Consider the following 20,526-nt stretch of genomic DNA (forward strand, 5'->3'; position numbering starts at 1 on the left):
ATGCATTCAAGTTTTTTCGCTCTTCCTCTTGGACTTGAACCAAGGACCCTCTGATTAACAGTCAGATGCTCTAACCGACTGAGCTAAGGAAGAATGTTGTTTTTTCTCAAATGCGCTGCAAAAGTAATAGGATATTTTGAAATATGCAATATCTTTGCAAAAAAAATATCGAAGATGGATAAAATAATTGGGTTGGGCAATGCTTTGGTCGATGCGCTGGCAATCATTGAAGATGATAATATTTTGACGGAGATGCAGCTTCCGAAAGGAAGTATGACTCTGATTGATGAAGATAAGTTCTTGAAAATTAGTGAGTATTTCAGCCGGATGGAGACGCATCTGGCTAACGGAGGTTCTGCCGGAAACGCAATTCGGGCAATGGCATGCCTTGGTGCGGGTACGGGATTCATCGGAAAAGTAAGCAATGACTTTTATGGTAACTTTTTCCGGGATAGTCTGCTGGAGCATGGGACAGAGGCGGATTTATTGCTTTCCACTACCCTTCCGTCCGGTGTAGCCTCTACTTTCATTTCTCCTGATGGGGAGCGTACTTTCGGCACTTATTTGGGGGCGGCTTCTACATTGAAGGCGGAAGATCTTTCGCTGGATATGTTCAAAGGATATGCTTACCTATTTATAGAGGGGTATCTGGTGCAAGACCATGATATGATTCTCCGTGCCATTGAGCTGGCTAAAGAGGCCGGCTTACAAGTATGTTTGGACATGGCGAGCTACAATATAGTAGAAGGAGACCTTGAATTTTTCTCTCTGTTGGTCAACAAATATGTGGATATTGTTTTTGCCAATGAGGAAGAGGCAAAGGCCTTTACGGGTAAGGAACCGGAGGAAGCATTGGACATCATTGCCAAAATGTGTAGCATAGCCATTGTAAAGGTGGGTGCCCGTGGTTCTCTGATTCGCAAAGGTACAGAGATGGTGCAGGTACAAGCGGCTCCGGTAGAGAAAGTGGTGGACACTACAGGAGCTGGCGACTATTTTGCGGCAGGTTTCTTGTATGGACTGACGTGTGGCTACTCGCTGGAGAAATGTGGCAAGATAGGCTCCCTTCTCTCCAAAGATGTGATACAAGTGGTGGGTACGGAGCTTCAGGCAGCACAATGGGAAAAAATCAAGGAAGAAATTTTATTAATTAATTAATGTGCTGATGTGCCAATGTGCTAATTGGCTACGCAATATTTGTTTCGCTATTACGCTGCAGGTTATTAGCACATTGGCACATTGGCATATTAGCACATTATCATAATTATGAGAAGAATTTTAAAGATACGCTGGATGGTTACCTTGCTGATTGTAGCGGGAGCCGTTTGTTTTTGGGGGTTTAAGAGTGGTGATAGCCGCAGTTTCCAAATAGCAAAGAATCTGGATATATTCAATTCCATTGTGAAAGAGTTGGATATGTTCTACGTGGATACGATTGATCCGAACAAGACTATCCGTGAAGGCATTGATGCCATGCTCTACTCGCTGGATCCCTACACGGAGTATTATCCGGAAGATGACCAAAGCGAATTGGAGCAGATGCTGAAGAATTCCTATGGTGGTATAGGTTCTGTGATTACTTGGAATCCGAAACTGAAACGTTCCATGATATCTGAGCCATACGAGAATATGCCTGCTGCCGATGTAGGCCTGAAAGCCGGAGATATTTTGATGGAAATTGACGGAAAAGACCTTGCCGGAAAGAACAACCAGGAAGTCAGCGAGATGCTTCGCGGACAAGTGGGTACCAGCTTCAAGCTGAAAGTGCAACGTCCCGGTACAGAGAAACCGTTGGATTTCGACATTGTGCGCCGTTCCATCCAATTGCCGTTCATACCTTATTATACGGTGCTGGATAATAATATAGGTTATATCAATCTCAGCACCTTCTCGGGGAATCCTTCCAAGGAGTTCAAGCAGGCTTTTCTGGACTTGAAGAAGCGGGGGATGACTTCGTTGGTGATTGACCTGCGGAACAATGGGGGGGGCTTGCTGGATGAGTCTATAGAGATAGCCAACTTCTTTCTGCCTCGCGGAAAAACACTTGTGACGACAAAGGGTAAGATTAAGCAAGCCAGCAATACCTACAAGACATTGCGTGAACCGTTGGATTTGGAAATTCCTTTGGCTGTTCTGGTCAATGGCGGAACGGCTTCTTCGTCAGAAATCCTTGCGGGCTCTTTGCAGGACCTTGACCGTGCGGTCATTATCGGTAACCGTACTTTCGGTAAGGGATTGGTGCAGACCACCCGTCCGTTACCATACGGTGGTACCATGAAGCTGACGACTTCCAAATATTATATTCCCAGCGGCCGTTGTGTGCAGGCTATCGACTACAAGCACCGGAATGAGGACGGCAGTGTGGGACGTATTCCGGACAGCCTTACTACCGTGTTCCATACGGCTGCCGGACGTGAAGTGCGGGATGGTGGAGGCGTGACTCCGGACATTGCGGTGAAGCAGGAGAAGCTGCCCAACATTCTGTTCTATCTTGTCAATGACAATCTTATTTTCAATTATGCAACGGACTATTGCCTGAAACATCCTACCATCCCTTCAGCAGAGAAGTTTGAAATTACAGATGCCGATTATGCGGACTTCAAGGCGATGGTGAAGAAGGCGGACTTCAAATACGACCAACAGACAGAGAAGATGCTGAAGAACCTGAAGGAGATGGCCGAATTTGAGGGCTATCTGACTGATGCTTCGAAAGAGTTTGAAGCGCTGGAGAAAAAATTGTCGCATAATCTGGACCGTGACCTTGACCATTTCTCCAAGGACATCAAGGGCATGATTGCGGTAGAAATCATCAAGCGTTATTATTTCCAGCGTGGAAGCATTATCCAGCAGTTGAAAGATGATGATGACTTGAAAGAGGCTGTAAAGATACTGACTGCTCCGGCAAAATACAAGGAAATGTTGAGTGCTCCGACAGTGACGTCAATGTCTCTGCAACAAAGAAAGGAGGCAGCCCCGGTTTTTCTGAGTACCGCTACGAGAGCAAATGAGCATGTTTATGATGAAATAGTATAAGGGCATTCTTAAGAGGGTTCTTTTATTTGCTCCTTAATTTATACCGGATAGTCTCTGTATAAGCCTTTTATGCACGGCTATCCGGTTAAGTTGTTTGTAGGGTATTAACTTGTTTTATATTTTTGCAGGTGATAATGAAAATATTGACAAGGTTATGAAACGATTGAATTCTCTGAAAGTATGGCTGTCTGTGGTATTGTTGCTTTGCTTCTCTCTTTCCGGACAAGCCCAGTTCCTGCGCACTTCCTACTTTATGGAAGGAAGTAACCAGCGTATGCAACTCAATCCGGCCTTGATGCCGGGACGCGGTTATCTGAATATTCCCGTGATAGGTTCGTTGAATGCTACCGTCAACTCCAGTTCCCTGGGGTATAGGGATATTATGGACATTATTGAGAACAGTGATGACAGCGACTATTTCATGAGCAATGACTTTATGAACCGACTGGATGCTACCAATAACTTGAATGTGAATTTGAGTACCGACATTCTGTCTGCCGGGTGGTATAAAGGAAAGAACTTCTGGTCAGTCAATGTGGGGTTGCGTAATGATATCGGTGCCGCCATACCGAAAACCATGTTCCAGTTTATGAATAACATGAGCAGCCGGGAGTTTGGTGACAATATTTCTGACTATTTGGGCATTAACGAAACCATTAATGGACAGAAGCTTGAGATAAATTCCTATGCGGAAGTCGGCCTTGGCTTTGCAAGGAATATCACAGACCGGCTGGCTGTGGGCGGTAAGGTGAAGATGCTGCTGGGTATCGGTAACTTAAAGCTGAACATCAACCAGATTCATGTGGAAACTCCTTCTGTCGGCTCTTCAGGAGTGACGAGTAAAGCTTCCATTCAAGTGGATGCAACTTTGGAGAACTCGTCAAAGCTGTTAGAACTTCCCGAGAATGAGAATGGTGATTATATCGATGAAATCGATTTTGGCAGTTTTGGTTTTGCCGGATATGGTGGGGCTATTGATTTGGGAGTATCTTACAAGTTACTGGATAAATTGACACTTTCTGCTTCAGTTCTTGATTTGGGCTTTATCAAATGGTCTAAATCGAATACCAGTATAGCGCGAGCCAATGCGGAGCAGACTTATGATCTTCTTGATCCGGCCTCGCAGCAGGAATTCATGAATATTGTGAACAGCGGTGAGATTCTTAACTATGACATGTTGCAGCTCAAGACGGAGGAGGCTTCTGAGAAGAGCCGTACCCGTGGATTGACTTCTACAATGGTTCTTGGCGCTGAATATGCCTTACTGAATGATTGGCTGGTAGTGGGTGCCTTGTATACCGGTCGTTTTGCCAAACCGAAAACTTTGAATGAGCTGACTTTCTCTGCCTGCATCCGTCCGACGAATGCTTTCAATGTAGCTGCCAGCTATTCCGTACTTCAAGGAGCCGGTAAAACCTTCGGTCTGGCACTGAAACTGGGTCCTTTCTTTGCGGGAACAGACTATATGTTCTTTGGTAAGAATACGAAGAATGTCAATGCTTACTGGGGTGTTTCTATTCCTTTGGGAAAACAGAAAACTGCTGAAAATTAATAAATTGGATTTGGATATTATCGCGGATTATCTTTCTATAAAAGAGGATAATCTGCGATTTTGTTTTTACGAAAACGCAAAAAGCTTTATCTTTGCTGGTAAATACCTATAAACAGTACTCATGAGAATTGCAATAACGTTTTTCTTGTCTTTGGTTTTCAGTAGTTTGCTGCAAGCTTCACCCATACCTTTTTCTCCTATAGTGAGGAGCTATTCGGTGTCGGATTATAATGCCGGTATTCAGAATTGGGCCATTGCTCAGGACGAAAGAGGGGTGATGTATTTCGGTAATAACAGTGGGCTGCTGGAATTTGATGGAAGTGCTTGGCGGCTGTATGAATTACCGACAAAAGGAATTGTGCGTGCTATATATATCAGTGAAGATGGAAGAATTTATGTAGGCTCTTACGAAGAATTCGGTTATTTTGTTCATACTCCTTATAATACCCTTGAATATCACTCGCTAAAAGATGAGGTGAAGGACTTTACTTTTCATAACGACGAAATCTGGAACATTGTTTGCGTTCAAGGGGAAATTGTATTTCAATCGTTTGGTTCTCTCTTTTTTTATAATGGAAATTCTGTGGAAGGTATTCGGGTGAAGAGCCTTCCGAACTTATTTCAGGTTGGAAATACTTTTTATTCTCAAAGAATAAATGGTGGACTTTGTGTCTTTTCCGACAGGAAAATGGAAGAACTTATTCCCAGAAAGGTATTTGGAAATAGCGATGTCTTGGCTGGGCTTCCTTATGATGATGCCGTTTTAATGCTTACCCGTAATCAGGGAGGTTTTCTCCTCTATCGAGATGGGAGGGTAGAAAAATGGGAAACCGAATGTGATGATATATTCAGGAAGCATACCATTAATCGTGCGGTGATGACCAAAGACAGTTGCTACGTTGTTGGCACAATATCCGATGGTATATATGCGTTGGATAAAAAAGGAAAGCTGATTTGGAAGGTCAATACGGATAATAAACTACAGAACAATACTGTTTTGAGATTATATTGTGATGATGACAACAATATATGGACAGTTTTGGATGAAGGTATTGCCTATATACACAACAATTCTTTAATCTATTATTATGAACCTCCATTTCGTAAAATAGGCATGGTATATGATGTTCTGGTAAGGGAAAATGAAGCTTATATTGCTTCTAATCAGGGACTTTATTGGCTTAAGGATGGAAAGACTGAATTAGTTCCGGGTTTGGAAGAACAAGCGTGGTTCGTCGATGAATGGGGAAAACAGATTTTTTGCGGGCATAACAAAGGAACTTTCCTTATATCGGGGTTGAAGTCAAAGTTGGTATCTGATGTAAAGGGAGGGATGTGTATGGAAAAGATTGAATCGAAGGAAGAATCTTTTTTATTGGAAGGAACTTATGCGCTTTTAAATCTATATACGGAAGATACTTCGGGAGCATATGGTTTTATCCGGTCTCTGCGTGGATTCAGTCATATGGTCCGTCACATAGAGGTGGACCATCAAGGGAATATCTGGGCGAAACACTTAAGGAATGGTTTGTATCGTTTTCGGATTGATCCGGATATGAAGCAGGTAAAGGATGTACGGAAGTATGAGGGCCTGGGAGAAGTGAAAGGTGGGAGTTTTACTTTGTTCAAAATCAATGGTCGGGTAGTTTTTTCTAATGGGGAATATTTCTATACTTACGAAGATATGACTGATTCGATTGTTCCCTATGAAACAATGAATGAACAATTGATGGAATTGAAGGGAATCAAGACAGTGAGTCGTGCGAACGGAGATTACTATTGGTTTGTGGGTGATAGGATAGTGTATTTAGTGAAGTGTGCGATAAATACTTTCAATATCGAACTCCGGATTCCATATTCTTTGTTTGACGGTCTGACGGTGGAAGAACGGGGAAGCGTGGCTTATGACGTGAGGAATGGCTGTTCCTATCTTTGCCTGAACAATGCCATTGCCCGTATTGAGACGGACAGTTCCTCGTTATATAAATCTCGGGTCAGACGCTCTTTATGGATTTCGGGAATGCGGGTCATTGATGAATTCAGTGGTAAGCGGAAAACATTGGTCGTGCAGCCGGGAGCCAAGGTGGAGCCTGAGTTTAATACGGTGAATTTTACATTGTGTTATCCGGTTTATAGTAATTATACTTATAAGGTAAGGTATCGGTTGGAAGGATATTCTGACCAATGGGTACCGGGTGGACGCTATTTGCAGAAGAAGTATTCTCGGCTCTCCTATGGAAGTTATGTTTTTCAGGTGGAGATATATGATACCGATAGAGTTTTGGCATCGGTAGAGCTTCCTTTTGAGATTTTGCGTCCGTGGTATTTGTCTTATTGGGCTGTGGGAAGTTATATCTTGGCAGGATTGTGTCTGTTGGCTTTGTTGCAATATTTGGTCTACCGTTTCGTGAAGAAAAAGAAAGACCGTGTGATTGAACGGCAGCGCGTAGCCCATCAGGCAGAGCTTGAGCGGCAGGAGAAGAAGATTGTTGAGTTGGAAAAGGAGCAGCTTGAGGCCGATTTGCGTTTTAAAAGCAAGGAGTTGTCCGGTGTGGTAATGACAAATATTGCTCATCAGGAATTTCTGATTTCTTTGAAAGAAGAGATACAGCGGCAAAAGTTGTTAGGACAGTATAGCCGTAAAAACTTGGATAAGCTGCTCACTTTAGTTAATAGCAATATAGTGTCCGATGAAGAGAATTGGACTATGTTTCAGGCTAATTTTGACCGTATACACGAAAACTTCTTCCGTAATCTGAAACTTCAATATACAGATTTGACTTCAGGAGATTTGCGCTTTTGCGCATTGCTTCGCTTGAATATGCCGACAAAGGAGATAGCGAAGTTGCTCAACATTTCCACGCGTGGGGTTGATGCTGCAAGATACCGGTTGCGCAAGAAATTTAACCTGCTTCCGGAAGAAAGTCTGACTGATTTTCTTATAAACTTTAAATAGCTGTTTTACAGTGAAATGTTAATGGGGGAAGTACTAATATTGTACTTCCTCTTTTGTTTTTTAGTGATGGTTGTACTTTTGTTGTAGTACGGGATGTGGAGATTGTCGCATGCTTTTCTTTTATTTGCAGTAAAATAATATTTCTATCAATTAAAAGCATGAAAGACATGAAGCATTTACTTTTCAAGTTACAATTATTTTTAGTCTTGTTGGTGTTTACTGCCGTTAGTGCGTATGCACAGAAATCTCCGGTTGATATGGATCGTTTCATCGACGATTTAATGAAGAAGATGACCCTGGAAGAGAAAATAGGTCAGTTGAATCTGCCGGTTACCGGTGAGATTACGACCGGTCAGGCTAAAAGTAGTAATGTGGCCAAACGTATTCGTGCCGGTGAAGTGGGCGGGCTTTTCAATCTGAAAGGCGTGGAACGTATCCGCGATGTACAGAAGCAGGCGGTTGAAGAAAGTCGTTTGGGTATTCCTCTCTTATTTGGTATGGATGTTATTCATGGATATGAAACGGTGTTTCCCATTCCTTTGGGATTGTCGTGTACATGGGATATGAAGGCGGTTGAAGAATCGGCACGTATTGCAGCCATTGAGTCCAGTGCTGACGGTATTTGCTGGACATTCAGTCCGATGGTGGATATTTGCCGTGATGCCCGTTGGGGGCGTGTGTCCGAGGGCAACGGTGAAGACCCGTTTCTGGGAGCAGCCATTGCGCAGGCCATGGTACGTGGTTATCAGGGAAAGGATATGAACCGTAATGATGAGATTATGGCTTGTGTAAAGCATTTTGCCTTGTATGGTGCCGGTGAGGCAGGACGTGACTATAATACAGTAGATATGAGTCATCAGCGCATGTTCAATGAATACATGTTGCCCTATCAAGCGGCGGTTGATGCCGGTGTGGGAAGTGCGATGGCCTCTTTCAATGAGGTCGATGGCATTCCCGCTACTGGAAACAAGTGGTTGATGACGGATGTATTGCGTAAGCAGTGGGGGTTTGACGGTTTTGTAGTGACAGATTATACCGGAATTACAGAAATGACCGACCATGGCATGGGCGATACGCAGACTGTTGCCGCGTTGGCGCTGAATGCTGGTGTCGATATGGATATGGTGAGCGATGCATTTGTAGGTACGCTCAAGAAGTCATTGACAGAAGGAAAAGTGACAGAAGAAGCTATTAATGCGGCTTGTCGCCGTATTTTGGAAGCTAAGTACAAGTTGGGCTTGTTCGATAATCCTTATAAATACTGTGATGTGAAGCGTGCCAAGAAGCAAATCTTTACCAAAGAGCATCGTGCCGTTGCGCGTAAGATTGCTTCGGAGAGCTTGGTGTTGCTGAAGAACGAGGGTAATGTGCTTCCGCTGGCCAAGAAGGGCACTATTGCTGTGGTAGGTCCGTTGGCAGACAGCCGCAGTAATATGCCGGGTACTTGGAGTGTGGCTGCCGTATTGAAGAATGCTACTTCTTTGGCTGAAGGTTTGAAGGCGGTAGCAGGCGGTAAAGCCGAAATACTGACTGCGAAAGGCTGTAATTTGATGAGTGATGCCGAATATGAGAAACGTGCCACTATGTTCGGACGTTCTTTACACCGTGACAATCGTTCGGACAAGGAGTTGCTGGACGAGGCTCTTGCCGTGGCTGCCAAATCGGATGTTATTGTGGCTGCGCTCGGTGAGTCTTCGGAAATGAGTGGAGAGAGCAGTTGCCGCACGAATCTTGAAATGACGGACACCCAACGCATACTGTTACAGGAATTATTGAAAACGGGAAAACCTGTGGTACTGGTGCTGTTTACCGGTCGTCCGCTGGTACTGAACTGGGAGCAGGCAAACGTGCCGGCCATTCTGAATGTATGGTTTGCGGGCAGTGAGGCAGGTTTTGCCATCGGCGATGTACTGTTTGGTGATGTGAACCCGAGCGGAAAGCTGACTACGACTTTCCCGAAGAGCGTGGGACAGATTCCTTTGTTCTACAACCACAAGAACACGGGCCGCCCTCTTGCCGACGGTGCATGGTTCCAGAAATTCCGCAGCAACTATATAGACATAGACAATGAACCGCTTTATCCCTTCGGTTTCGGTTTGAGCTATACCACATTCTTTTATAGCGACGTGGCTTTGGACAAGACTAGCATGACGGATAAGGGCGAACTGACTGCTACCGTGACTGTGACCAATACCGGCAAGAGAGACGGTGCAGAAGTGGTTCAACTTTATATTCGTGACCTTGTGGGAAGTGTAACCCGTCCGGTGAAAGAGTTGAAAGGCTTTGAAAAGATTTTCCTGAAAGCCGGCGAATCTAAAAAAGTATCTTTCAAGATTACCCCCGAATTGCTGAAGTTCTACAACTACAATCTTGATTTTGTATGCGAGCCGGGTGACTTTGAGGTGATGATTGGCAGAAGTTGCCGGGACGTAAAAAAAGCAGCGTTCAAGTTACTCTAACTGATTCCCAAGGCGGCAATATGCAGCATTCGAGCCACTGCGTTGAGATGGCATTGTTGCTGCATATTGTCTGCATTTTCACTGCAAACGTTTTGCAGCGCTACTGCAAAGGTGTTGCAGCGTCATTGCAAAAGTGATGCAGTGCCACTGCAAACTATATGCAGTATTCTTGCAGTATTTGCTTGACTTGTGTAAGATAATATGATCTATTGAAAAACATGAAGAAAATATTTTTATTAATATTGTGTCTGTCCACCATGTACCCGGTTGTCAATGCTGGGCGGGTGGTTCAGAGTTTTAATGACGGCTGGTATTATGCCGCATGTGATGACAATCGGTTGCAGGAAGTGCAACGCCATGAAGAAGGTTGGCAGCAGGTACATCTGCCGCATACCTGGAATGCGGATGCCTATTCTACCCGTAACTACCGCAGGGCTTCTTCCTGGTATAAGAAAGAGTTCCGTACGGATGCCGCGCAGATGCGGGATAAACAGCTTTACCTGAAATTTGATGGTGTCAATTCTCTGGCAGATGTGTACCTCAACGGCGAGCTGCTCACTACCCACAAAGGAGGTTACTCTGCCTTTACCGTAGACATTACGGATAAAGTAAGGACCGATGCCCCGAATCTGCTGATGGTGCACGTCAATAATCAGAACGACCGGATACCTCCTTTGTCCGGCGACTTCACCATCTTTGGCGGCATCTACCGCAATGTGTGGCTCATCAGTGCTGCAAAGCAGCACATCAGCCTTACCGACTATGCCTCTACGGGCATTTATGTCGATTTGCCTTCCGTGAGTGAGGATAGGGCAGAAATCAGTGTGCGTGGGACTTTGGTGAACCGTGATGTGCGGCGTGCGGTGTTGAAGTTGGACGTCGAGGTGCTGGATACAGATGGGAAGACCGTAGCCCAATCTTTGCGCAGCGTCCGGATAGATGCCGACGGGGCGTTCGCCTTCGAGGAACGGTTACAGTTGGAAAAGCCACAGTTGTGGTCGCCCGATTCCCCTTATCTGTACAGCGTGAAAGTTTCTTTGAAAGATGTGCGTGGCAAGGTGTTGAAAGATGAGACACGTGTCCCTTTGGGGGTCCGCTGGTTCAGCGTGGATGCGCAGGAAGGCTTCAAGTTGAATGGGGAACCCCTGAAACTTATGGGAGCTTGCCGTCATCAGGACCAGATGCCGATGGGCATAGCGCTTTCGGATGAGATGCACCGCAGGGATATGCAGTTGCTGAAAGACATGGGTGTGAACTTTGTCCGTCTGGCACATTACCCACAGGACGATGCCGTGTTGCGTGCTTGCGACGAACTCGGCATGCTGGTATGGGAGGAGATTCCGGTAGTAGATTTGATAGCTTTGGGTGACGAGTTCCGCGCGAATGCCACAAGCGCCTTGCGCGAAATGATTCGCCAGCATTACAACCATCCGTCCGTCATTATGTGGGGGTATATGAACGAGGCTGTTATCCAGCTGCAGTATCGGGTGAAGAAACAACGGCTCAACGGTTTCTACGAGAATACCTTGGCGCTTGCCCGGCATCTGGAGGAAACTCTGAAGAGGGAAGACCCCTACCGTCTGAGTACGATGGCCTACCACGGCAATCAGATTTACAATAAAATCGGTCTCAGCAATATCACCGACATTTCCGGTTGGAACCTTTATCAGGGCTGGTATGAGAACGACTTCAAGTCTTTCGACCGCTTTGTGGACGAAGAGTATCGTAAATACCCGCACCGTCCGTTAATAATCAGTGAGTTCGGTGCCGGTTCCGACCCGCGCTTGCAGTCGCTCGATCCGCAGATATTCGATTTCTCCATGCAATGGCAGCAGTTGTACCTCGAATACTATCTGCCCGCTATCATGAAGCGACCGTTCATAGTGGGCGCCACGGAGTGGAACTTCATTGATTTCAGTTCTGCCAGTCGCCAGGAGGCTACGCCGCATATCAATAATAAAGGACTGATGTACAATGACCGCCGTCCTAAAGATGTGTTCTATTATTTCCAGGCATTCCTGCGCAAGGATATTCCGGTGCTGCACATTGCTGTGGATGACTGGAAGCATCGGACTGTGGTTTCGGACGGTGAAGCGGTGGAACATCCGGTGAAAGTGTATTCCAATCTGGATAAGGTGGAGTTGTCTGTCAACGGCACGAAGCTCTCCGTGCAAGGCATCGAGAATTGCCATGCAGTGTGGCAAGTGCCTCTCGTTGCGGGGCGAAACACGCTTGTGGCTTCAGGTATCTGCCATGGGAAGAAGGTGGAGCAGGTTTCGGACATTTTTGTGAAGATGCAGCCTCGCCATATCGCGGCAGTCGGCTCCGGACAGCTGGAACTTGCAGTGAACGTGGGCAGCAACTGTTTCTTTACGGATGACAAGAGTGATCTTTGTTGGCTTCCCGACCAAGCTTATACTCCTGGAAGTTGGGGCTACATAGGTGGAGAGATTTTCCGCCGTTCTCCGGGACGTATCGGAACCACTGCCGAGGTGAAAGACACCCGTAATGTTCCTTTGCTCCAGACCAAACGCAAGGACATCAAGGCCTATCGCTTCGACTTGCCCGACGGCGACTATGAAGTGGAACTTCTTTTTGCTGACCTGAACGCACGTTCCGAGCGGGTGACTTACGATTTGGGAGCTGTCGCTACCCTAGACAATGCCGATTTCCGCGGCAGTGTCTTCAATGTTTCTGTCAACAACCGACCTTGGCTGAATCATTTCTCTCCGGCGATAGAAGTAGGCGGGAACCGTTGCATATCCAAGAAACTGCATGTTGCCGTAACCGGTGGAAACCTTACGGTGAACTTTGAGGCGGTGAAAGGGATGACGTTCTTGAATGGGATAAAGATATTCAGGATTCATTGATGTTCTATTCTTAATAATGTTGTATTAACCGATAAATTGAGTGAAATATGAAACACAAATTACTTACCGGGTCTCTCTCCTTCACAGTAGGGATGGGATTCAGCGCTTTGCCTGCCGTCGCGCAGCAATCTCCGGCTTCCACTGAGGTCAAGCCTAATGTAATCATTATCAACGTTGATGATTTGGGCTATGGCGACATTGGTTGTTACGGTGCCACCAAGGTCAAGACTCCCAATATAGACCGTCTGGCATCGCAAGGCCGTAGCTTTACGGACGCTCATTCATCCTCGGCTGTTTCCACGCCTTCACGTTATGGACTGATGACTGGTCAATATCCTTGCCGTGAGGATATTTGGGGGGCAATCTTCCTGAATCAGACTCTGCAAATTGATACGGCACGCACCACAATTGCGGATGTGATGAAACGTTCCGGCTATTCCACTGCCATCGTGGGGAAGTGGCATCTTGGATTCCGTACGGACGAGAAGATGGACTGGAACAAGGAACTGGCTCCCGGACCACTTGAATTGGGATTCGATTATTACTTCGGTGTGCCTATTCTCAACAGTCATCCACCTTTTGTTTATGTGGAGAACCATCATGTGGTGGGTTATGATTCCAACGACCCGTTTGTAAGAGGCAAGAGGGCAGAAACGGAGGAGTTCGATGAAAAATTCGGTATCAACTCTATTGGTGGAGCCACGGCTGCGCACCGTTTGTACAAAGACAGGGCTGTAGCCACTACTTTGAAAGACCGGGCCGTGCAGTGGATAAAGGAACATAAGGATTCACCTTTCTTCTTGTATTATGCTACCACCAACATCCATCATCCTTTTACACCGGCCGAACGCTTTGTAGGTACCAGTGAGGCAGGACCTTACGGTGATTCAATCCATGAATTGGACTGGGTGGTAGGCGAGATTATGCGTACCCTCGATGAGGAAGGGCTGGCAGGAAATACTCTGCTCATCTTCACCAGTGACAACGGAGGAATGCTGAATCATGGAGGGCAGAGAGCTTGGAAGGCAGGACACCATATCAACGGCAAGCTTCTTGGTTTCAAGTTCGGAGCTTGGGAAGGCGGGCATCGCATTCCTATGATTGCCCGCTGGCCGGGCAGGATTCCTGCGGGCAGCGTATCCAACCAGTTGATGTCCAATGTTGACATGCTTGCCACTTTGGCTGCCCTCACAGGATATGAATTGCAGGAGCAGGACGGGCCGGACAGTTTCAATATGCTTCCTGCCCTTATCGGAAATCCCGGGAAAATGATTCGGGACCATATTATTATCTGTCCTTCCCAAAAGAGCCATCTTTCCATTCGCAAAGGGAAGTGGGTCTATATTCCGGCGCAAAACAGCGGCGGATTTACCGGAAAGAATGTCGGTGACCATGACTTGGGCGGGGCATCTGCTTTCCAGCTCACCCATCAGGTGAACAGCGATATAGAAAATGCCCGGATAAAGCCGGATGCACCCTCTGTGCAGCTTTATAATCTGGAGGAAGACCCATACCAGACGACAAATGTGTATGAACAGCATCCCAAGGTGGCACGCAGGCTGGCGCGGATACTGGAGGAGAAGATAAAGCAATCGGATGCTACAAGAAAATAATGACTAAAATGTTAGTATATGAAGAAAGAATTACTGTTCCTTATTTTATTGTCTTTTACAATTGGAATTCATGCTCAGATATGGAAAGTGCCTGAAGGGCATGAAACGCGATGGACAAGTTTTGAAAATCCTACTGGTGGCAAAGGTGCGGCAGCTCAGGCTAATAAAGGTGCAAAAGGGAGTGCCTTCGGTAGAATTATAGCGGGAGACAGCTGTGTGTTGTTGTCTCAGCAAGGCCCCGGAATCATTAACCGTATCTGGTTGACAGTCAGCAAACGTAATCCGAAAATGCTTCGTGCGTTGCGTATCAAGTTTTATTGGGATAACTCTGTGATTCCGGCTGTGGATGTTCCTTTGGGCGATTTCTTCGGAAATCCGCTGTCACGTACGTCTCGTTTTGAGAACTGCTTCTTTTCCAATCCGGAGAGGCGTTCCTTCAACTGTTGCATTCCGATGCCTTACCGTACCGGTGCTAAAGTGGTATTTGTGAATACCTCGGATGAGAATCTGACACATCTTTTCTATGATATCAACTTTACCAGACTGCCGGAATGGGATTCGGAAATGAGCTATTTTCATGCTGTCTGGCGCGAAGATAAATCCACCGAGTTGGGAGTGGATTATACCGTTCTACCCCAACTGTCGGGTAAAGGGCGTTTTTTGGGAGTTAGCGTGGGTATCTTTGCCAATAAGGCATACCAGACCACTTGGTGGGGAGAAGGTGAAATCAAATTCTACATTGACGGAGACAAGGAGTTTCCTACGTTGAGTGGTACGGGAATTGAAGACTATATCGGTACGGCTTGGGGGCAAGGCGAGTATTTCCACCGTTATCAGGGTTGTCCGATTGCGAATGCGGACAGTTGCTGGTGGAGCATGTATCGTTTCCATGTGCAGGACCCAATTTATTTTCATCGTGATATAAGAGTTACACTGCAACAGATTGGCGGTGCTCCATATCAAAAAGTACTCGAACTGTACAAGGCGAAGATCCCCTTGATTCCGATAACCATTGATAAAGGTGATGAACTGAAGTTTTATCGTTTGCTGAACGAAGATTCCGATCTTCATATCATGGATAAAGACTTTCCGCAAGGTTTTGTCAATTTCTACCGTCAGGATCATGTAACGTCGACTGCATATTTCTATTTGGATAGGGCTGCATTATAAAATGATTATATTTAAATTTATATTCTTGATAATTAGTTTGTTACAAAATGGTGTAGTAGGGATGATGTACCATGATAGCAGCTTGTGGTATTCTTGTGGTAGCTCCGTTTTTGACGTATATCAAGAACTCTTGTATGTTTGCAGAGAAATTTTAAATCGATAAATTATGAACAGAGTTGATATCCGTGCAGGTTAAGAGAACTACCGTATTATGTTAGAATTTTAAAGTTGTTAACCAGTGATTTATATTCTATTAATTTTAAAAAAGTGATACGATGAAAGATAATACACATTCCTTGAAGTGTTTTGTGGCAAAAAAAATATTTTTGATGGCGTGTCTGCTATTAGTGATGACGCCGATGTTTTCTCAGACAAAAATAGTGAACGGTACTGTAACGGATTTATCAGGTGAGCCTTTGATTGGAGTTTCTATCCTTGTGCGAGGTACCAATAACGGCGTAATTACTGATTTAGATGGGAAATATACATTAAAGGATGTACCGGAAAACGGGATACTTATTTTCAGTTATATAGGTATGCTGTCACAAGATGTGAAAGTAAACGGAAGGACGGTTATTAATGTAATGCTGAAAGAAGATTCCCAACAGTTGGAAGAAGTGGTTGTGATTGGCTACGGAGCTGCGAAAGCTAAAGATTTGACTGCACCTATCACTGTGGTTAAGGGAGAAGCTTTAATGTCAAGCCCTTTAGCGACCCCAATGGCTGCTCTCCAAGGAAAAGTGCCCGGTGTCAATGTCGTGAACAGTGGTGCTCCGGGTGAAGGTCCCACAGTACAAATCCGTGGTGTCGGTTCATTTTCCAACAGCAAACCGTTGTTTGTGGTTGATGGTATGTTTTATGATAATATTAATTTCTTGAATAATGCGGATATTCAGGATATGACCATTTTGAAGGATGCCTCGGCAGCAGCTATTTATGGCGTACGTGCTGCAAATGGTGTTGTTATAATTACTACCAAAAAGGGAACCCGTAACCAAAAACCTACCGTTACTTACGATGGTTATATAGGGGTTCAGAAAGCTTCTAACGTACTTGAACTTTGCAATGCGCATCAATATGCGACAATGTTGCTTGAAGGAGACTATGATGCCTATCAGTCACACTTTAAGCAGTCAATTGATAAATATGGTGGAAGTTACTCAGACCCTGATTTTCACAACTGGACTTTTGGGGCAGACAATGATTGGTATGACCAGCTTTTACGTACTGCCTTGATAACAAATCACAGCATGAATATAAATGGAGGTTCAGATAAAGCAATTTATTCTGTTGGTGTAAGCTACCTATATCAGGATGGCATTATGGATGTTGAAAATAACTATAAGCGTTTGAACCTCCGCAGTTCTCTAGACTTTGATGTAGCGAACTGGTTGAAAGTTGGTTTTAGTGGAGTGTTCAGTAACTCTACCCAGCAAGTACCCAATAATACAGCATGGCAGAAAGCTTTCAATTGTCCTCCGATTGTGGCTCTTTACGATGAGAATAATGACAAGGGGTTTCCTGATAAGTTTGGTTCTCCGGATGCTATCGGCTATAGTTCGAATTTCCACAATCCTATTGCTGCAGCCAAGTATTTTGATTCCCGGAATGAAAATTATCAGGTATTGAGTAATTTTTATGCCCAGTTTAATTTGATTCCTGACAAATTGAATTTCAAGACAAACTATTCTTATAGTTTTCTGTCTACTCAAGGTCGTGAGTTTACTCCCGCTTATTATGTGAGCAGTTGGCAGCAGTCGGCTGCTACCCAGTTGAAGAAAACCGAAAATAAATATTATAATTACATTTGGGATAATACCTTGACTTACAATGAACAATGGGGTAAACACCGATTTGGTGCTATGCTTGGCTATTCCATGCGTCAGGAGCAATGGCGCTATTTCGAGGGCAAAGCCAGTAATGTGCCTGATGGTGCGGATGAATACTGGTATATCAAGAATGGTGATGCAACGGGTGCCACTGTAACCGATGACGGTTTTTGTTACAGAGGTCTTTCCTATTTTGCCCGTCTGAACTACAATTATAATGATAAGTATCTGTTGATGTTCACTATGCGTGCTGACGGTTCCAGCAAGTATCAGGAAAACTGGGGGTACTTTCCTTCCGTAGGTGCTGCTTGGGTTCTTTCGGAGGAGTCGTTCTTAAAGAATCAAAAATGGGTCGATTTCTTGAAATTACGTGCAAGTTGGGGAAAACTTGGTAACGACCAAGTGAAGGCAAGCGATGGTTTTGCCTCCATTACCACTGGTAATGCGGCATCAGGCGTGTTTGGGAACAGTACATTTGCAGGCTTTCAGAACAGTACGTATTTTAGCTGGTTGAAGTGGGAAGTTGTTGAGGAGTGGAATGCCGGCTTGAACTTTATTACTCTTAGTAACCGTCTGAATATAGATGTCGATTACTATCATCGGATGACTAAAAATGCTGTAATTTCTCCGCTTCTTCCATTCAGTACCACAACACTTGCCGGCAACTATGGCAAGATTCTCAATTCTGGTATTGATGTCAGTGCTCATTGGAGTGACCGGATTGGAAAGGATTTTACTTATAATATAGGAGTAAACATCTCCACTTTGAGGAACCGTGTCAAAGATTTGAGTGGCAACAGCATTATCAAGGGAGGCCGAACCGTAAACATAGTGGGGAAAGAAATGAACTCATTCTATGGCTTCAAGATGGTAGGCGTTTATCAGACGGAAGAAGAATGTGCTGCCGATCCTATTGCAGTAGCCAATGGTTGTGTGCCGGGTGACTTGAAATATGCCGATCTTAATGATAATGGTGTTCTTGATGGAAACGACCGTACTTGTTTAGGTTCATATATTCCTAATTTTACGTATGGCATTAATCTCGGTTTCAATTACAAAAACCTTGATTTTGAATTGACCACTTATGGGCAAACTGGCGCTCAGATGTTCAATCGTAAACGTGCGTTACGTTATGCATCTCAGAACTATAACTTTGATCTTGCCCAGTATGAAAATCGCTGGACTGGTCCGGGTTCGACAAACTCTGACCCGTCGGCAGCTGCTCTGCTGAAGACTTGGAATGTGAGTGATCAGCGTTACAGTTCATATTTTGTTGAGAGTGCAGATTATTTCCGTATTCAGAATATTACGCTTGGTTACACATTCCGTAAAATCAAGATGGGTAATTACATACTGCCTGGATTGCGTTTGAGTGTGACGGCCGACCGTCCATTCACCACCTTCAAGGCCAATACATTTACTCCTGAATTGTCGGATAGCGAGGGCTGGGATACAGAGGTATATCCTTTGACATCGACCTATACTTTCGGCTTGAGAATAGATTTTTAGAAATAACACATTAAAAGATATTAGCTATGATGAAAGCTTTAGTGAAACCATTGATATATATAACGTCTGCTCTGATGATGTTTTCAATCACATCGTGTGATGATTTTCTGGATAAAGAGCCTGAGGGCAAAGTGCCGGAGGAAAAGGTGGATTACACAAATCTTGAAAATATGTACCAGCCCGTTTCCGGTGTATATGCCAAAATCCGTACCAGCGGTATGCACTGGGTCATTTGGGAGCTTACTACGATTCGTGAGCAGGATATATATGGAGTTCAGAATGACATTTTTAAAAATGTAGGTTTCTATAAATATGATGATTCTTTTTGGGGGATTGATGAAATATGGAAACAGTATTATAATATCATCAAAGTCGCCAATTCTGCCATTGAAACCTTGGATTTGTATGCAGAGAACATAAAAAATGACGGCGATATGAAAAACTATAAGGCATATCGGGGTGAAGTCATGTTCATGCGAGCATACGCTTATTTCCGTATGGTTCAGGCTTTTGGTCCGGTTACTATCCTTCGTGATAATAATCAGACAGATTTGCAGCGCTCTACGGTTGATGCCGTTTATAAATATGCATTGAAAGACTTGCAGTATGGCATTGATAACATGCCTCGTATACGCCCTAATCAAAGTTCTCATATTGGTGCTGTAACGGCTTTTTCTGCTGCTACTTTGGCTGCTAAGATTTATCTGAATATGGGGAATTATGATAAAGTAGAGGAACTCACAGATGATATTATTTCAAACGGTAATTTTTCTCTTTATTCTGATTATTATCAGTTGTTTAAGATTCCCGGGAAGTTATGTGACGAGTCTATCTTCGAGTGCCAGTGTACTGATTTCGGTAATGGTTCCGGTGATTTGGTAGAACCGGGTGAGTGGTTTATTTGTCAAGGACCAGTCAACTCCGGGAACATTTCCGGTTGGGGACACTGTGGTGTTTATGAATCTTTCCGGGATTGGGCTTATGAGCGTGGAGAAACTGTACGTGCCACTACCTCATTTTTGCTGGCGGGTGAAACGACTCCGAGTGGTGACTATATTAATCCGCGGAAAAATCCGGCGAATGCAGATTGTTGGAACGGTAAGGCTTATACTCCAGCGAGCCAGCTTACTCCTGGACGTACGAAGTATGGTACAAATAATAATATCCGTATTTTCCGATATGCTGATGTCCTTCTTATGAATGCAGAGGCTAAAATCAGAAATGGGAAAAACGGTGATGCTCCATTCAATGAAGTAAGAAGGCGTGCTGAAATGCCGGAACTTACAAATGTAACTGTTAATCAAGTGCTTGACGAACGTCGTATGGAGTTATTCTTTGAGTGGGGTGAACGTTATACTGATCTTCTTCGTACCGGTTTAGCAGCAACGGAATTGAAGGAGTTGAATTGGACGGAAGAGAATCAATACTTTCCAGTTCCTTTTAACCAATACACTCAAATCCCGGATTTGTTGCTTGAACCGAAAGATGAATAGTTTTGAGGAACGTTAGTTGATTAGGTTTTACATATATTAAAA

Annotated in this window: 10 protein-coding genes and 1 tRNA gene; 10 read left to right on the forward strand and 1 reads right to left on the reverse strand. The window is 44.6% G+C overall.

Going from position 1 to position 20,526, the window contains the following annotated elements; translation table 11 throughout:
- Positions 1 to 19: 19 nt before the first annotated feature.
- A tRNA-Asn gene (locus tag DW096_RS11725) sits at positions 20 to 93 on the reverse strand.
- An 81-nt stretch (positions 94 to 174) separates the two neighbouring features.
- Here DW096_RS11725 and DW096_RS11730 point away from each other — a divergent pair.
- The 10 genes from DW096_RS11730 to DW096_RS11775 all read left to right on the forward strand — a co-directional run bounded on the left by DW096_RS11730 (position 175) and on the right by DW096_RS11775 (position 20,484).
- Complete coding sequence (locus DW096_RS11730) at positions 175 to 1,158, forward strand: adenosine kinase (RefSeq protein WP_005834458.1); 984 nt, start codon at positions 175 to 177, stop codon at positions 1,156 to 1,158.
- 108 nt (positions 1,159 to 1,266) lie between these two features.
- The gene (locus DW096_RS11735) at positions 1,267 to 3,033 is read left to right on the forward strand and encodes a S41 family peptidase (RefSeq protein ID WP_118931202.1); all 1,767 of its coding nucleotides are present in this window, start codon (positions 1,267 to 1,269) and stop codon (positions 3,031 to 3,033) included.
- A gap of 154 nt (positions 3,034 to 3,187) precedes the next feature.
- Entirely contained in the window at positions 3,188 to 4,585 is a 1,398-nt protein-coding gene (locus DW096_RS11740) for a DUF5723 family protein (protein WP_199711488.1), read from the forward strand.
- Between the two features lie 121 nt (positions 4,586 to 4,706).
- A complete protein-coding gene (locus DW096_RS11745; RefSeq protein WP_118931200.1) occupies positions 4,707 to 7,541 on the forward strand; it encodes a triple tyrosine motif-containing protein in 2,835 nt (944 codons plus the stop codon).
- Positions 7,542 to 7,708: 167 nt separating this feature from the next.
- Positions 7,709 to 10,000, forward strand: coding sequence for a beta-glucosidase BglX (gene bglX, locus DW096_RS11750; protein WP_057281418.1), 2,292 nt, complete (start codon positions 7,709 to 7,711; stop codon positions 9,998 to 10,000).
- A 218-nt stretch (positions 10,001 to 10,218) separates the two neighbouring features.
- Entirely contained in the window at positions 10,219 to 12,870 is a 2,652-nt protein-coding gene (locus tag DW096_RS11755; protein ID WP_057281417.1) for a glycoside hydrolase family 2 TIM barrel-domain containing protein, read from the forward strand.
- A 47-nt stretch (positions 12,871 to 12,917) separates the two neighbouring features.
- Positions 12,918 to 14,483 carry an arylsulfatase gene (locus DW096_RS11760; protein ID WP_118931199.1) on the forward strand — a complete coding sequence of 522 codons (1,566 nt, stop codon included), beginning with the start codon at positions 12,918 to 12,920 and terminating at the stop codon, positions 14,481 to 14,483.
- A gap of 18 nt (positions 14,484 to 14,501) precedes the next feature.
- Positions 14,502 to 15,653: a glycoside hydrolase family 172 protein gene (locus DW096_RS11765; RefSeq protein ID WP_227212842.1), complete on the forward strand. Its 1,152-nt coding sequence runs from the start codon at positions 14,502 to 14,504 to the stop codon at positions 15,651 to 15,653.
- 275 nt (positions 15,654 to 15,928) lie between these two features.
- A complete protein-coding gene (locus DW096_RS11770; RefSeq protein ID WP_120028765.1) occupies positions 15,929 to 18,991 on the forward strand; it encodes a TonB-dependent receptor in 3,063 nt (1,020 codons plus the stop codon).
- Positions 18,992 to 19,020: 29 nt separating this feature from the next.
- A complete protein-coding gene (locus tag DW096_RS11775) occupies positions 19,021 to 20,484 on the forward strand; it encodes a RagB/SusD family nutrient uptake outer membrane protein (RefSeq protein ID WP_120028767.1) in 1,464 nt (487 codons plus the stop codon).
- Positions 20,485 to 20,526: the final 42 nt, after the last annotated feature.

This window comes from Bacteroides sp. AM07-18, from assembly GCF_003602695.1.
Classification (GTDB): domain Bacteria; phylum Bacteroidota; class Bacteroidia; order Bacteroidales; family Bacteroidaceae; genus Bacteroides; species Bacteroides uniformis.